This window comes from Providencia sp. PROV201 (assembly GCF_028479545.1).
Classification (GTDB): Bacteria; Pseudomonadota; Gammaproteobacteria; order Enterobacterales; family Enterobacteriaceae; genus Providencia; species Providencia huaxiensis.
The window spans coordinates 1-15,277 of the sequence record NZ_JAMPNW010000034.1 but is presented as its reverse complement, the minus strand read 5'-3'; the positions used below and the strand labels follow the sequence as shown (position 1 = coordinate 15,277).

The window sequence follows — 15,277 nt, the reverse complement described above, 5'->3', positions numbered from 1 at the left end:
TCCTTAATAATTCCAGTTTACAGAGAAAGCAAAAGTGGCAGGGTCGGTTCTAAAACCATCAGGTTTAGAGAAGGGAGTACCGATAGATAAGTCATAACTCAAATTGGCAGGGGTTATTGCCCCACGTAGGCCAATCGCCCCACCCGCAAGGTGAGTCCCTAAATTCTGGTTAGTCCAACGCCCACTGATTTTGCCGTAATCAGCCCCAACATAGAGCTCTTGAGCAGGAATAGGCAGTGACCATGACAAGGTGTTGCGAAGTGTCCAGCCTTCATCCGCACTGAGTGTGCGCTCACCATCAAAGCCGCGCACCGTCCAGCGGTTACCAATACTAAATTGATCTTGAGGCGTTAAGGGACGGTCGCTTATTTGACGCGAATACTGAGTATCAAAACGCAACGATTGTTCGGCCACTGTAAAAGGGATACTAGCTGATGCGTTAAACTGCATCACAATCGCGAGGGCTGTCGCATAATCTTGAGAAGCTTTACTACGAAACTCTTCAAAAGCAGGCATAGCGCCAAACCAACGCGTCCCGTGTTGGTAACTCGCCCCCACGTTAATGGTTGATTGCCCCACATACTGGCGATGGTTTAGACCTAACTTCCACGCTGTAGTGCGCCGTTTTTGATTTTCAATTTCAGTGTTTTGCACAAAGTTACGGGTTTCGCGCAAATTCAGATCATAGGTAGCGGTGGTTTTCGCTGTGGCATCACGGTAAAGCACATTGCTCAGTTGCAAATTCAAGCTTTTACTTTTACCGCGATATTCAATATCACTATTTGCACCAGCAATAGTTTGAGTGTATTCATAATCACTCGCGGTGGTGGCAAACTGCCAATAACCAAACGGCACCGAGTAGTGCGCGCTGTAGTTGGTGGTGTCTTTATCGCTAGAAAAACTTAAATCGCGAGTCGCTGTAAGATAGAAAAGATCGCTGAGAGAAGTCGGGTTATCCAATGCAAGCATCACACCCGCTTGGTTTTTACCGGTACTTTTTGAACCCGTATTATCCACCCACGCGCCCGCATGCCAATAGCGTGATTGCTGACGGTTGATCACAATTTGGGTTTCACCCGGGCCATCACCGGGGATCATTTCCATCGATGCTTGTACGGTTGGCAAACGTTGTAGATTTTCTAAGCCTTGCTCAATATCCCTCAAATCCAATAAATTACCTGAATGGGCTGGCATTGCGGTATACAGCGTACTGTATTGTGATGAGTCATCAGTAAAAATGACTTTTTGTACTTTGCCTGGCATGACAACTAATTGGAGAACTCCTGTTGATAAATCTTGTTCAGGAACCAATACACGACTGGTGATCCAGCCGTGGCTAATCAGCCGATTTTGTACGTCAGTGACTAATAAATTGATGCCATCAACACCAATACAATGACCAACAGCCTGACCCGCTAACCTTTCTATAGGTACCCAATGTGGGAAGGCATCTTGCCCACTGACAACAACCTGTTCAATTAAAAAACAAGGAGTCTCTTGCGGAAATTGCAGACGTGTTTTTGCAATGGAAGCAGATAAGTTCACATCGGGAGATTTTGCATCAAACTGCTGTTGTAACGTTTGTTGCTGATGCGTTTGACGATTGAACAAGTTATCTGTGTTATCTGGTTTCAATAATGACGCTTTTGCAAGAGCAGGAAAACAAAAGGCAAAACAAATTGATCCGTTCAGTAAGGTACGTACATTAAGCATTAGTTTTTTTTAACGGTTTGGATTTAGGTTAAGTTAATATACGCAACTTTACATACTTTTTATTAAATAACAATCCAATTGGTTCGCATTTTTTGTTAATTGTCTGCTTAATTTTAAAATAACCAATTACTTTCAATAAAAACAAAATAAACTTATATATCAATTAATTATAAAAATAAAAAACAAATTTAACTTGTAGGGAATATTATATTCAAGCCAGATAAACATCAAAAATGCACCTTAAGGCGTAATTTTTAGTGACTAAAAATCAAATAGTTGTAGTACCCTCTCTCTTATAAAGAGTAAAGAAAATCTAACCAATTACATTTGAAATAAATTATTACAACTTTATAAAAAAGAGGGTAAGAAAGATCGGTAATTAGGGCATATCAACGCCCTAATTACCTATTGATGAGAAGAGGTGAGCAGCTAACTATTGCTAATATTAAGTTTCAACGCAGCAGCTATCGCAAGTGGCGAAAAAGTAATACTGGCGGCAAACAGCGCTGCGAGAATGGCAAAATAGCCATCTAGCGGCATTTTAAAGCTATGCGCCTCCATTGTACCTGTTGCATAGATAAGCACAGGAATATAAAGCGGTAAAACTAGCAGGCTGACTAAAACGCCACCTTTTTTTAAAGAAACCGTTAATGCCGCGCCTATCGCACCAATAAAACTCAATACAGGCGTACCCAGTAACAATGTTCCCGCTAAGACAAATAGCGTGTCTGCGCTAAAAGACAGCATTAATGCAGCAACTGGAGATAACAAGATCAAGGGCAGCCCAGTGACTAACCAGTGTGCAATGACTTTAGCAAAAACGGTAATAAATAAGGGATGTGGGGCCAAAAGTAGCTGTTCAAGGGAACCATCGAGGTAATCATCCTTAAATAAGCGCTCTAACGATAACAGCGAAGACAAAATAGCGGCAACCCAAAATACCCCAACCGCAATACGTGCTAATAACTGAGGTTCAGGACCAATACTAAGAGGAAATAGTGTGATAACAATTAAGAAAAACCACAACGGGTTAACCAATTCAGAAAAACCACGAAAAGCAATTTTAAGTTCTCGTTTAATTAATAACCAAAACATGTTTCAACCCCACCCGTCAGTTTTAGTGAGCCAAATTGCCCTGACATCGCTTGGTGAGAGGTAAACAAAATAATCCCCCCTTGCTCTGCATGTTGATGAAAACGTTCTGTTAAACGCGCCACTCCCGCAACATCAATTGCAGTAAAAGGCTCGTCAAGTACCCACAAAGGGGCTTCGCTTAGCCATAACCTCGCTAAATTAACACGCCGTTGTTGGCCCGCAGACAATTGACTTACAGGGATATCTTCATAACCAATTAGCGAAACTTCCTCTAAAGCGGCCCAAATACGGTCACCTTCACTGCCTTTATTATGCATTCGGTAATAAAATTTGAGGTTTTCATACGGGGTCAATAATGATTTCACTGCGGGTTTGTGCCCTAAATAAAGCAGATGGCGCGTAAACTCTTCTTTCAGTTTTTCAATCGATTGATTATTCCAACAAACCGCACCCTCATCAGGCTTTAATAGCCCCGCCATCATGCGTAACAAGGTGGTTTTCCCCGCACCATTAGGCCCTTCAACTTGCAAGATCTCACAGGGCTGAACGGTAAAATTTAGCTGGTGAAATAGAACCCTATTTTGCCGAAGGCAACTCACATCTTGAGCACTTAGCATGCAGCACAATTCCTGTTGTTTTTATTTTAAAGGTTAGCTTTTTGCAACTTTGTTCAACAGCATATCACTAATAGAGTCGCTCGATATTGCTTCACCGCAAAGCACTTGCATCAAAACCTCTGAACCTAGTGTAGATAATGAAAACAACATATCAGGCTTAAGTAAGCGAACTTTATCCATATTGCTTTCTTGGTTAATTAGCACCACAGTTTTTACCGAACTATTTTCCCCCGCTTGCTCTTTCACCCCCAATAAAGCGAAAGTACTGAGCGAATCGCTATCTGTCATGACTAACACACACTTTGCGTGTTTAACATTAGCTGCGGCGAGCAATTCGGAACTGGTTGGGTCACCGGTCACAATATTATCCTTTTCAGGGTAATGGCTGCGATGGTTTTCTTGGCAAATCACGGCCACCGGCAGTTCTCGGTTTTTCAGCCCTTGATAGACATTGACGGCCATTGGTGTGCTACCAATCACCACATAATGATTTTTCATATAAGAAAACCTCTTACGCACGATTTCTTTCGTACCTTTAGCTAACACCCCAACAATATAAACCACTGAAGTGGTAAAAATTGTGATCCCTAAAATAATCACTGTCACTGTGAATACACGCGCATCAACCGTAACCGGAACAATGTCACCAAATCCGACCGTTGTCATGCAGACTAAAGCAAAATAAAAGGCCGTTGTGCCGTCTTTAACGACTGGTGAAAATTCATCACCAATATATAAAGTACCAAAAATGGAATACAGCAATAATGCAATAATACAGGTTATTGCCACAAACCCGGCACTGGTTAAGCTATGGTGATGATACAGCTTCCAAAAAAGGCACAAAGCAACCAATAAAAAGAGGGAAAAATAACCTTGATGTATGTTTTCTTGTGTTAACCGCAGGTCAACAAATGAAATAATCCCAAGTAAAAATAATGAAAACACCCAAGCGATACGGGCTCCGTTAACCATAAATAGCGATAGGAAAATCAGTGAAATTCCCAATAAAAATCTCGGGATATCCAGCAATTTCATAAAACCCAGTGACTTCAACCACTGTGTTAGCCCAGACTCACGCCAATCAATGTAGTCGGTATAAGCGCTTAATACAGGCTTTAAAATCATTGCGCCATCAATAATAATTAGCAATGAAAGAAGCACCCTAATTGATAGGGGTGATTTCAAAAAAGCCACAAATGAGTTATCTAACATGTATTGCTCTCACCCTTCACTGATGCATTCACCAAATTTTCTTATATACCATAAATATGTCAAAGGATAGTATCAATGGCGTAAAGACGATTACAAATGCTAATTCGCCATTTACTATTTTGCTAATGGCGGGCAAAACATCGTCTATAATTGAATATCACAAGAACTGCCCCATTAAAACCAAACACGTTCTTTGCAAAAAAAACACTAATAAACATAGCGTTACGGAATTATTAAGAAATTATTATTTATAAAGGATATATTTTGGAACTTAAACTACGTCTTTATATCTAAAAATCGATTTCTCAATTATTTTTTATATTCGACTTAACAATAATAGAAAACAAGAGTTTAAAAACCTATGGGTAACACTACACACTCAGAAAAATTTAGCTGGATCTCACTGCTCTGGTTACTAATCTACTTTTGGTATTTTTCATCCCTATTACAACTGTATGTGCTAGTAACAGGGCAAAGTAATTCCATTGGCCTAAGAGATTCACTACTCTACAGCTCTCTTTGGTTGATCCCTGCCCTACTTTTTCCTAAAAAAGTTAAGCTAATTGCAGGAGTAATTGGGATTGTTTTATGGCTTTCCTCGGTTGTTGCTCTCGCTTATTTTGTTGTTTATGGGCACCAAATATCACAAAGTGTCATGTTTGTGATGTTTGAAACCAATACCAATGAAGCAGGCGAATTCCTTAAACAATATTTTAGTTTCAAAGTATTAGGTGTCATACTCGCTTACACGGTCGTCGCTATCTTCCTTTGGACGCGCCTAAAACCGGTAACATTACCAAAACCAGGGCGCATCGGTATTTCATTGCTGATTTTAGTTATTTTGTTCGGAATTCCTTATTATAACAAAGGCATTAAACAAGACCGGCCAATAGCTAATGTCGCATCTTATTTGAATAGTAAACTCGCCTATGCTGCACCATGGCAGTTTGTTAGTGGTTACCTTTTATATAAAAACCAGCTGGCAAACATGGAGGAGTTAATCCGCGACAACAGTAAAATTCCACCATTAGAAAACTTCGTCGATGCAAACGGTGACACCCCCCGCACATTTGTGTTAGTGATTGGTGAGTCCACCAGCCGCGATAGAATGAGCCTATATGGCTATTCACGCCCAACCACCCCTGAGTTAGATGAGCTAGCTAACGATTACCCTGCTAATTTATCTGTATTCAATGATGTGGTGACATCACGACCTTATACTATTGAGGCACTACAACAAATTCTGACGTTTGCGACACAAACAGAGCCTGAACTGTTCAATTCACGCCCTTCTATCATGAACATGATGAAGCAAGCAGGTTTTAAAACGTTTTGGATCACTAACCAGCAGACAATGACTGAGCGGAATACCTTATTAACGGCGTTCTCTCGCCAAACAGATAAGCAATATTATTTGAACAATGACATGGCGCAAAGCTCACGTATTTATGATGACGTGGTTTTTTCTCCATTCAAAGAAGCGCTTGCAGACCCTGCAGAAAAGAAATTTATTGTTGTCCATCTGTTAGGAACCCATATGCGCTATGAATTCCGCTACCCAGAAGATAAAGCTATTTTCAAAGATAAAGACAGCGTGGTTCCAGCGAATCTAAATGATGATGAAGTAAAAGATTACAATGCTTATGATAACGCGCAATATTATAACGACTATGTTGTTTCAACATTAATCAAGGACTTTGATTCTTCAAAAGAAAATGGTTTTCTGGTGTTTTTCTCAGACCACGGTGAAGACGTTTATGATACCCCGCCTCATAAAATGTTAGGGCGCAGCGAAGGAAAGCCGAGTAAAGTCATTTACAATGTGCCTTTCCTAGTTTGGCAGTCACCTGAGTGGTTATCAACTCATCAATTTGATTTAAATGATAAAACAGCCCGACCATTCAGTAATATGGACTTTATCTATGCGTGGTCTGATTTAGCAGGTTTAAACTATACCGGGTTTGAGCCCGAAAAAAGCCTGTTTAATGAGGCATTTAAACCTCAACCTCGTTACATTGGTGACCCAGATAATAAATCCTCATTAATGCTTTATGATGATTTAAAACAATAATTAGGTCTCTGTCGGTGAAATGTTACCTGCATTTCACCGACTTATTCATTTAAGCTATAACTTTCAGGTGCTGTGCACCCTTGCGGTTTATTTTACCATCTCGCAAAATAAACGTGACTTCACCACGCCAAAATTCAGCTAAGAAAATATCGTTTATTGATTCAATACTTTGTAATTCAATTTGCTGTATTAACCAAGCCTCGTCTCTTTCGATAGATTCCAAACCATAGCTTCTAATTACCCCTTCTTTTATCAGGATCACTGATGGCATATTTTTTTCATCACAAATAATGGTTAGCTGCCCATCAGGTTCTATTTGCGCATAATAAATTTCTTGAAAGGAGTGAATGCCTTGTGCATGAATTCGAGATGAAATATTGATGAGGTCTATCTTATTGGCTTTTTCTAAGATGTTTTCCATTATAAATTGGCCTTTTTTAATAATGGGTATGGGATTACCAATGGCCACATTACGAAAAAAATTAAATTTTTTTGTTAAAAAGTTCAAAAAGCTTATAAACAAAACACCAATAATTAAAATAATCACATACTGGTACAATGGGATAGTATCACTGTAAATCACCCCACCAATAATGCCCCCTAAGACAAAATTACCAATAAAATCAATAGGAGTCATTTGGGAAAGCTGTGTTTTCCCCGATAGATTCATATGAGTGATAACAATGGCAAAACCGATAATAAATTTTAAAATAATCAACGAATAATAGTACGCCATAATGCTATTCCTTTGTTATCTAAGCCATAAATTTGTTTTCATTATTTATTTAATAATAAGTTCAATCAGTTTAGCTTGATTCTCTATCTTTTATAACTCTATAGCATGGAACAAAAGATGACTTTCCAAAAAATAGGCTTTCACTTGAGTTAACAACGAAAAAATATAGCTATTTCATTTAGTTACCTAATTATTTTATAACTCACTTAATTTCAACTATAGTTAAATATACAGATTGGCGATTATGCCAATATCGAGCTTCAATAACATTTTTACCAGCATCGTGCTAAGGATATGTTTATGAATATAAAACTCATCATTTCACTTCTTTTCGCGGGGATCGTTACAGTTATCGTAGGTTGTGATGACTCATCCAAACCAAGTGACACCGTTAAACAAGCTGAAGAAAAAGCCCAGCAACTAAAAGAAGATGGTGAACAAAAAGCTGATGAACTAACGAAAGATGCGCAAAACAAAGCTGAAGAGTTAAAACAAAATGCGTCAGAACTGAGCCAAGAAGTCAAAACAGATGCGATAAATAAAGCCGATGAGGTCGCAACCGATATGAAAGAAAAAACGGAATCGCTCAAAGCAGAAAATGACGCAGAAACTGATAAAAAATAGTTTTCTTCTCGGTCCCCTTCAAGAATGTGGGCTTAAAATGCCTGCATTCTTATTTTCCTCAGAAAAGCACCAAAACCTTCCTAACTAATTCGCCATTCCACGATATAATTGCACTTCTTACTCGTTAGCTCTCAGGAAAACTAATGCAAATTAAATATAGCATTGGGTATGCAAACCCAGAACTCCTTACCGATGCCTTCAACCTGCGCCAACAAGTTTTTACTCAAGAGCAAGGGTTTCCCGCTGATATCGATGTCGATGAATATGATGAGTCCGCATTACATGTCGTTTTGTATATAGAAGGACAGCCTGCTGCGGTATTACGTTGTGTGCTACTTGACGATAACCTCATCAAAGTAGGCCGCGTTGCAGTACAAAAACCACACCGTGGTAAAGGGCTAGGACGTGAATTAATGAAATTTGTAGAGCAATATGGCCGTTCCCATCATTACCGTAGGATTGCGCTCTCAGCACAACATACTGCCATTGATTTTTACCATACTCTGGGGTACCAAACTGAAGGAGAAATGTATGATGAAGAGGGAATGGACCACATTTATATGACATTATCTTTAGAGTAATAATTGCTCTTGAATTAAATTTTCTCGCCTCAATATTGATATAAGGTCAATATTTAATCAAGTAGGGGTGAATGATGGCAAATGGCTGGGCAAATGAAGATGCTGTTCAAGAACAAATTGATGCCACTCTCGATGATGCGGTAGCGAAAGCGCGTCGCCAATTGCACTCAGGTGAAAGTGCCGAGTTTTGTGAAGAGTGTGGTGAGGCAATTCCTGAGGCTCGCCGTTTAGCATTACCCGGCGTTAAATTCTGTATTAACTGCCAAAATGAATTAGATAAAAAACAATCTACATTTAGCGGCTATAATCGGCGTGGCAGTAAGGATAGCCAATTACGCTAATCACATTTCCTCCTCTACTTATCGATGGTTTTTACTTATCTCGTACTTACTTTCGCTCATTTACGTTAACTTATTGGTACAACATGTAAATATTACATTGTTAGTTATTAATTTAATGATAATTAACATGATATTTTTATCCTCTATTTAATGTTATTTCCCGATATTGTTGATCATTCACTCGTATCATGGCAGTATAACCGCCTATTTTTTAACTTATGAAGGTGATAAAGACTCGGGTTTCATCATTATATTTGGCGGTTTAGTCTGCCATCAACACCCTATTATTGTTCTTTCTATCTCGTTTCCTTAGGGAACCTTTTCGCAATTATTCACTGTTTCATTAAGAAGGACAGCTCGCTGCATACTTTGTTGATATCGGTATGCCAAAAATAAAATAAAACAAAAGAAGGTTGTTATGAGTCAAATTGATACTGATTCTAAAAAAATTCGTTCTAAAATTAGTCCCCCTGTGTTTTATAGCTCTGCCATCATTATTTTGGTTATCGTAGGCTTTGCCGCTTTGATGCCAAAAGTCGCAGAATCTCATCTAAGTCATCTTCAACAAAATTTATTTAATAACGCTAGCTGGTTCTACATTCTTGCCGTTGCTATTGTTCTTTTGAGTGTGACTTATCTGGGACTCTCTCGTTATGGGCAAATAAAATTGGGGCCAGACCACGCCCAACCCAATTTTAGCTATGTGTCATGGTTTGCTATGCTTTTCTCCGCAGGTATGGGGATTGGGTTAATGTTTTTTGGGGTTGCTGAACCTGTAATGCATTACCTAAACCCGCCAGTTGGTGAACCGCAAACCATTGAAGCTGCTAAAGAAGCGATGCGTTTAACCTTCTTCCATTGGGGGTTACATGCATGGGCGATTTACGCCATTGTCGCATTAATTTTAGCATTTTTTAGTTATCGCCACGGCCTACCTCTGACATTACGTTCAGCCCTTTACCCTATTATTGGTGATCGAATTTATGGTCCTATTGGCCATGCAGTTGATGTGTTTGCTGTTGTCGGTACCGTATTTGGTGTCGCGACCTCATTAGGGTTTGGCGTATTACAGGTCAATGCTGGGATGAACCATTTATTTGGTTTACCCGTTAATGAAATGGTACAAGTCGGGTTAATTATTGCTTTTACTGGTTTAGCGACTATTTCTGTCGTCTCTGGACTAGATAAAGGGATCCGTATTTTATCTGAACTCAACCTTGGCTTAGCATTTCTATTATTGCTGCTTGTGGTGATTTTAGGTCCTACTGTATTACTATTAAAATCTTTTGTAGAAAATACTGGCGGTTATTTATCTGAAATAGTCAGTAAAACGTTTAATCTTTACGCCTATGAACCCAAATCAAGCAGTTGGTTAGGTGGTTGGACGCTACTGTACTGGGGGTGGTGGTTATCTTGGTCGCCATTTGTCGGTATGTTTATTGCTCGTATTTCTCGCGGCCGTAGCATTCGTGAATTTGTTATGGGAGTACTGTTTGTCCCCGCAGGTTTCACATTGATGTGGATGACATTCTTCGGTAACACAGCGATTGACTTGATTAAAAATAAAGGCGCAACATTATTAGCCGAAACTGTTCAAGCGGACGTATCTCTCGCTTTGTTTGAATTCCTTAATTATTTTCCATTCTCTTCGGTCTTATCTTTCTTCGCCATGCTAATGGTTATTGTGTTTTTTGTGACTTCAGCGGATTCAGGAGCAATGGTCGTTGATACGCTAGCCTCTGGAGGCGATTCTAATACGCCAGTTTGGCAACGTATCTTCTGGGCAGGTTTGATGGGGGTAGTTGCCATTACCATGCTACTCGCAGGTGGTTTGCAAGCCTTACAGACACTCACCATTGCGAGTGCTCTGCCCTTTGCTGCCGTTTTGCTTGTCTCCATTTATGGGTTATTTAAAGCCTTACGCGTCGACGCTTATAAGCGAGATAGCCAGCAATTAGCCACCATCGCCCCTACCGCTAGCCGTAACCCGATTCCGTGGCAGCGACGCTTGCGTAACATTGTCTATTTCCCTAAACGTGCACATGTTAAGCGTTTTATGGAAGAATCTGTGAAGCCATCCATGGAAATGGTGTCTGAAGAACTCGCTAAGCAAGGTACTGTGTGCCATATCCATACCGATAAAGATGACCGAATTGGGTTTGAAGTCGATTTAGGCGAAGATATGAATTTTTTATACGAAGTTCGCCTCCGTTACTATATTCAACCGTCATTTGCGTTATCGGGTATGGGTACTGAAACAGATGAAGAAAAAAGCGAAGAACAACGCTACTATCGCGCTGAAATTCACTTAAAAGAAGGTGGGCAAGACTACGATGTGATGGGCTGGGCAAAAGAGCAAATCATTCACGATATTCTTGATCAGTACGAAAAACATATTCACTTCTTGCACTTACTGGGTAAGTAAGCCAAAAAGAGTGGGAGTGAACATTAAAGACTGAAGTTTATACAGTAATAACCGCCATCTTTATATAAAGATGGCGGTTATTTATGATACATTCCAAACTTTCGCCATGTTTTATTTTTTCGTATAGCCCATAATCTTAACCATGGTACATACGAGGAAAATACTCACTAATTTTGTCGTTATCAAATAACTGGTCTACAGTGAAATCAATGGTATCAGATACCGCAATTCCATGGCGCAATTCTTCAGGAAAGTCTTCAATTGAAGCATAAATAGTCGGCATCAAATAACGAAAATAATCCCCCATCTTAGTTTCACCTTCATAGCCGACAGGATAATCATCTCCAGGGTCATTGCCTTCTATAGCTTGGTAAATAAAAAAACCTTTATTTAATGGTAAGTTATAATCCGAACAAACTTTTAATCTATCAAATTTATCTTTTAAGTATTTCTCAACTTCAGACTTTGTGTTTAAGAAACGAAAAAAATAATGAGAATACAAGTCTAAAATAACCGAGCCTTTTTTATCTTCGGGGTAATCTACAAATATGGCAGACTCTTCCCATTTATATTCATTCAATTGATCAAGCAATTCTTCAAAATTTTCCAAAGAGAGAAGTGCATTAGGTAACCATCCCCAATTATTGTTAACCACAACCGCGATTTTTCCATTTTTATCCATAGCAAACCAAGAATAGATAGTTCCAAAACTTGGTTTCCAGTCATTTGCTAATGTACTCATTTATGTGCTCCTGTTGGCCATGTAGCTTGACAATTGTCACATGTTTCTTTGATTGCTTTTAACGGAATTGTATCTTTTCCCCAAACCTCTCGTGGCCTGACCGCTTGGGTAAATCGGATATTTTCTGGTTTAACGCCTTGACGGATCAACGAGTCTACTGCTGACTGAGTGATGATAAGCTTCACGATATCACTTTGTCCGAGTGAATTAAGAGTCTTGAATAGGTTTCCTTCGGTTTCGTGCACTATGCACAATATGTGTAAACAAGTATGAATAGATCATTTCGTACATTTGCTGTGATTTTTACATCTATTTTGGGTCGATTAGTTGTTTGTCTTTTGGTTAATTGAGTTTGAATGAAAGTATTAAAAATACCTAAAAATAAAAGCCACCTTGTTATAAGATGGCTTTTATATGTGAACGTAAAATTAGAATTTTTTAGAAGTACAACGACTTAATGCTAACCTAACCCCAGAACCAATTTCATCAAATGTGTCATTGAGAGATAAAATGACATGCAGAGATTCTCCTAGACCTTCCCAACCTTCAAGCTTTGAGTGATGGGTTGGTGTTATTTTTATTCTATTATTTAAAAGGTAAACAGAACAATTTAGCATGTTCGCTAAGAGCTGACGTTTAGAACGATAATTATATTCTGACTTTAACGTTTCAAGCCAAGCGTCCCATTTTTTTTTCATATTCTCTTTTTTAAAAAGATTATCATATTCTTCATCGTTTAGATGAGTATTACTCCTTTCAAGAGCTTGGATTACTTTTTTTCCTAGCTCATCATTAGAACTATCCAATGGTAATATGATTGATGGGTGGTTAGGATCTATTGTTACTAGTCCATAACCCGACTCTGTATTTATACAAAAAAATTTGTCTGTTATTACTATTGAAGCACAATAATCTTTATTTTTAATAAAATTCATTATTTCACCTGTGTTATTTTTACTTCAATGCCCAAACCTTGGCCGTATGAGACGGCCCGATTAATTTCTGCCCATTGTGTTTTGTTTGTTGAATTTGGAACAGCAAGCCAAATTTCGCGTTTAGCGATCATATCGGAACGTAAGCTAGTACCTGATAATGAATAACTGTCAAATTTAACAGCACTATCTATATTATTTTTTAGGGTATTATAGATCTGTTTTGGCTCATTGAGTTTGCTCAACGTTTGAGTATCTAAACTTTTAGCACTGATCGCAACTTTTTGTTCTGCATTATAAAAGTCAAATGTTTTAAAGTTTTTGGGTAATCTAGCTCGGTCTGGTAAGGTTTTGGCAATGGCATCCTCCCATGACATTCCTTGAGTATTGATCCCTCCTCCTTGTGAATACCATTTCATACCAATTTCTTTCGCCGATATTGTTTTTATAGAAGAGTTTCGACTAAAGTAATTAATAGTAAAATCACTTAGCCCTTTTACTAAATATCCACCACTCACAACAAGAAGTTGATTTTCAGGGTCTGATATCCATGATGAAAATTTTATCCAAGAGGGAGTTTGTGTATCAATTTTAGCTAAATCTTGAGAGTTCCAATACTGAACATATTGCTTTGCCAAATCATTCTGCATGACATCAAAGCCGAGATAGCTTGCCCAATAAGGTCGTTCTGCTAATGCAAATGTATTTTCAATATACTTTTTCTTCAATTCTTGAACGGATAAAGAATTATCTTTTAGTTCATCGTCTAAATTAAAGCTATTTTTATTACTAAATGCAGCAAATTTATTGATAGTATTTGATTGGCATGTTAAATCACTGCCGCATTTGTGCATCAAAATCCATTGCGAGTTCATGGAGTAAATGATTAAACCTGAAGGTACTTTCTCCCGAGTCCGCACCACTGTAGACCCCTCCGGCATTACCTGTGAATATTGCACCCGCAAATCCCCCTAACACGCGGGATAATTGAGCGTATTTCTCAGAATCTTTTTGCCATTCTTTTTCATTGATCAAATTGTTGTTTAGTGTGATCCCAGCTAACTGAACAGCAAGACTACCAACTATAGCCCCTTTTGCATTTCCGCCTGCAATTTCAGCGCTAATCCCCGAAACTACAGAGTGGCCTAAAAGCTTGCCTGAATGACCTAAGATGTCCCCTTTATCTCCAATTAGCTTGGCACCTTCGGCATTAATTTGACTCCCGATATTACTGAGTAAGGCACTCTTAAAGTTATCGGTAAAACTGCCACCTTGGATCGTGGTATTCACGGTTGAACTAATCACAGATTGCGCGGCAACACGCTGAGCAACCTTATTCCAATCCCCATTACTTAATAAAGGTAACTTAGCATTCCCCGGATTCCCTTTTGTCCATCCCATTTTGACATCTAAACCATTAAGCGCCCCGGAGATCACCATTTGAGCAACAATAGATTTAACTGTTTCGCTTTTACCTAGTGAATTAAGCGCTTTGGATAGGTTTCCTTGGTTTTCAGCCAGTGCGATCGCTGCTTGTGTTGAAAGAGCTGTCATACCAGAGTAAGCCGCGCCTGATATCACTGCAGCACTCGTACCACTACTCCCCGACGCGGCCCAAGCTGCAAATTTTGTTGCTGTACCTGACGTCATCGCTGCAACAGTTATCATAATCAGCGCAGCAGCAACCGGGTTTAAACTCTGGCTTTTATAATCCCAACTGTCATAGGCGTCTTTAACTAAGTTCCACTGCACATCTTCATGGTCTTTTAAGCCTGCAAGCCACTGTGTACCTTCTGTTTGACCAAGAGCCTCTAAAGCATTTTCTAGGCTCTGACCATTTTTCGATTTAACATCTGCAGTGATCCCTTTATTCGCATCAACTGTTAGTTTTCCACCAATATGCAATGCAGGTAAAACCCATTTATCTGAGGTATAGCCTTTATTACGTTGGGTGATATAAAAACCATTAGAATTTGTAATCACCTGTTCAAATTGCGAATTTTTGACCGCTTTAAAATTCACCTTACCCGTTTGGCTGGTGATTTTGGCATTCTTGCCCGCATTAATTTTGGTCGCTTCTAATGTGACATCATCCTTGGCATATAGGTTAATATCACCACCTGCAGTAAATTCAGTGACTTTATTCGTCGTTTCACTGCGCGTTTTTTTCACTTCTTTTTTGGTAATG

Annotated in this window: 15 protein-coding genes; 5 read left to right on the top strand and 10 right to left on the bottom strand. The window is 39.0% G+C overall.

Annotated elements, in window-relative coordinates; translation table 11 throughout:
• Positions 1–3 precede the first annotated feature (3 nt).
• From PR809_RS19230 to PR809_RS19215, 4 genes are all read right to left on the bottom strand, one after another.
• Complete coding sequence (locus PR809_RS19230) at positions 4–1,713, bottom strand: ShlB/FhaC/HecB family hemolysin secretion/activation protein (protein WP_206276568.1); 1,710 nt, start codon at positions 1,711–1,713, stop codon at positions 4–6.
• A 429-nt stretch (positions 1,714–2,142) separates the two neighbouring features.
• Positions 2,143–2,808: a heme exporter protein CcmB gene (gene ccmB, locus PR809_RS19225; protein WP_004905254.1), complete on the bottom strand. Its 666-nt coding sequence runs from the start codon at positions 2,806–2,808 to the stop codon at positions 2,143–2,145.
• On the bottom strand, positions 2,793–3,425 hold the full coding sequence (gene ccmA / locus PR809_RS19220; RefSeq protein WP_195698250.1) for a cytochrome c biogenesis heme-transporting ATPase CcmA: 633 nt from the start codon (positions 3,423–3,425) through the stop codon (positions 2,793–2,795). The genes ccmB and ccmA overlap by 16 nt, the downstream gene beginning before the upstream one ends.
• 33 nt (positions 3,426–3,458) lie before the next feature.
• Entirely contained in the window at positions 3,459–4,637 is a 1,179-nt protein-coding gene (locus PR809_RS19215; protein WP_102139482.1) for an ion channel, read from the bottom strand.
• Between the two features lie 361 nt (positions 4,638–4,998).
• On the opposite strand from PR809_RS19215, the gene cptA reads away from it, so the two are divergent.
• Positions 4,999–6,708 (top strand): phosphoethanolamine transferase CptA, encoded by a 1,710-nt coding sequence (gene cptA, locus PR809_RS19210; protein ID WP_102139483.1) that lies wholly within the window; start codon positions 4,999–5,001, stop codon positions 6,706–6,708.
• 49 nt (positions 6,709–6,757) lie between these two features.
• Here cptA and PR809_RS19205 read toward each other — a convergent pair whose 3' ends face one another.
• Entirely contained in the window at positions 6,758–7,444 is a 687-nt protein-coding gene (locus PR809_RS19205; protein ID WP_166268299.1) for a DUF421 domain-containing protein, read from the bottom strand.
• Between the two features lie 300 nt (positions 7,445–7,744).
• Between PR809_RS19205 and PR809_RS19200 the strand changes: the two genes are divergently transcribed.
• The 4 genes from PR809_RS19200 to PR809_RS19185 all read left to right on the top strand — a co-directional run bounded on the left by PR809_RS19200 (position 7,745) and on the right by PR809_RS19185 (position 11,415).
• Positions 7,745–8,068 carry a hypothetical protein gene (locus PR809_RS19200; RefSeq protein WP_166268297.1) on the top strand — a complete coding sequence of 108 codons (324 nt, stop codon included), beginning with the start codon at positions 7,745–7,747 and terminating at the stop codon, positions 8,066–8,068.
• 143 nt (positions 8,069–8,211) lie between these two features.
• Complete coding sequence (locus tag PR809_RS19195; protein WP_206276567.1) at positions 8,212–8,649, top strand: GNAT family N-acetyltransferase; 438 nt, start codon at positions 8,212–8,214, stop codon at positions 8,647–8,649.
• A gap of 74 nt (positions 8,650–8,723) precedes the next feature.
• On the top strand, positions 8,724–8,990 hold the full coding sequence (locus PR809_RS19190) for a DksA/TraR family C4-type zinc finger protein (protein ID WP_036958544.1): 267 nt from the start codon (positions 8,724–8,726) through the stop codon (positions 8,988–8,990).
• 418 nt (positions 8,991–9,408) lie between these two features.
• On the top strand, positions 9,409–11,415 hold the full coding sequence (locus tag PR809_RS19185; protein ID WP_206276566.1) for a BCCT family transporter: 2,007 nt from the start codon (positions 9,409–9,411) through the stop codon (positions 11,413–11,415).
• Positions 11,416–11,551: 136 nt separating this feature from the next.
• Here the strand turns inward: PR809_RS19185 and PR809_RS19180 are convergent, their stop codons facing one another.
• The 5 genes from PR809_RS19180 to PR809_RS19160 all read right to left on the bottom strand — a co-directional run.
• Complete coding sequence (locus PR809_RS19180; RefSeq protein WP_272524650.1) at positions 11,552–12,157, bottom strand: hypothetical protein; 606 nt, start codon at positions 12,155–12,157, stop codon at positions 11,552–11,554.
• Entirely contained in the window at positions 12,154–12,342 is a 189-nt protein-coding gene (locus tag PR809_RS19175; RefSeq protein ID WP_206276759.1) for a hypothetical protein, read from the bottom strand. Before PR809_RS19175 ends, PR809_RS19180 begins: the two co-directional genes overlap by 4 nt.
• Positions 12,343–12,585: 243 nt before the next feature.
• Positions 12,586–13,092, bottom strand: coding sequence for a contact-dependent growth inhibition system immunity protein (locus PR809_RS19170; RefSeq protein WP_206276755.1), 507 nt, complete (start codon positions 13,090–13,092; stop codon positions 12,586–12,588).
• Positions 13,092–13,964 (bottom strand): hypothetical protein, encoded by an 873-nt coding sequence (locus PR809_RS19165; protein ID WP_241098746.1) that lies wholly within the window; start codon positions 13,962–13,964, stop codon positions 13,092–13,094. The genes PR809_RS19170 and PR809_RS19165 overlap by 1 nt, the downstream gene beginning before the upstream one ends.
• On the bottom strand, positions 13,924–15,277 hold a 1,354-nt coding region (locus PR809_RS19160), incomplete at its 5' end, for a DUF637 domain-containing protein (protein ID WP_272524648.1). The genes PR809_RS19165 and PR809_RS19160, both read right to left, overlap by 41 nt.

What these genes read in the sequence shown, in the direction of transcription:
- PR809_RS19230 (WP_206276568.1), bottom strand. Translation starts at nt 1,713, where the DNA reads ATGCTTAATGTACGTACCTTACTGAACGGATCAATTTGTTTTGCCTTT.
- ccmB (WP_004905254.1), bottom strand. Translation starts at nt 2,808, where the DNA reads ATGTTTTGGTTATTAATTAAACGAGAACTTAAAATTGCTTTTCGTGGT.
- ccmA (WP_195698250.1), bottom strand. Translation starts at nt 3,425, where the DNA reads ATGCTAAGTGCTCAAGATGTGAGTTGCCTTCGGCAAAATAGGGTTCTA.
- PR809_RS19215 (WP_102139482.1), bottom strand. Translation starts at nt 4,637, where the DNA reads ATGTTAGATAACTCATTTGTGGCTTTTTTGAAATCACCCCTATCAATT.
- cptA (WP_102139483.1), top strand. Translation starts at nt 4,999, where the DNA reads ATGGGTAACACTACACACTCAGAAAAATTTAGCTGGATCTCACTGCTC.
- PR809_RS19205 (WP_166268299.1), bottom strand. Translation starts at nt 7,444, where the DNA reads ATGGCGTACTATTATTCGTTGATTATTTTAAAATTTATTATCGGTTTT.
- PR809_RS19200 (WP_166268297.1), top strand. Translation starts at nt 7,745, where the DNA reads ATGAATATAAAACTCATCATTTCACTTCTTTTCGCGGGGATCGTTACA.
- PR809_RS19195 (WP_206276567.1), top strand. Translation starts at nt 8,212, where the DNA reads ATGCAAATTAAATATAGCATTGGGTATGCAAACCCAGAACTCCTTACC.
- PR809_RS19190 (WP_036958544.1), top strand. Translation starts at nt 8,724, where the DNA reads ATGGCAAATGGCTGGGCAAATGAAGATGCTGTTCAAGAACAAATTGAT.
- PR809_RS19185 (WP_206276566.1), top strand. Translation starts at nt 9,409, where the DNA reads ATGAGTCAAATTGATACTGATTCTAAAAAAATTCGTTCTAAAATTAGT.
- PR809_RS19180 (WP_272524650.1), bottom strand. Translation starts at nt 12,157, where the DNA reads ATGAGTACATTAGCAAATGACTGGAAACCAAGTTTTGGAACTATCTAT.
- PR809_RS19170 (WP_206276755.1), bottom strand. Translation starts at nt 13,092, where the DNA reads ATGAATTTTATTAAAAATAAAGATTATTGTGCTTCAATAGTAATAACA.
- PR809_RS19165 (WP_241098746.1), bottom strand. Translation starts at nt 13,964, where the DNA reads ATGAACTCGCAATGGATTTTGATGCACAAATGCGGCAGTGATTTAACA.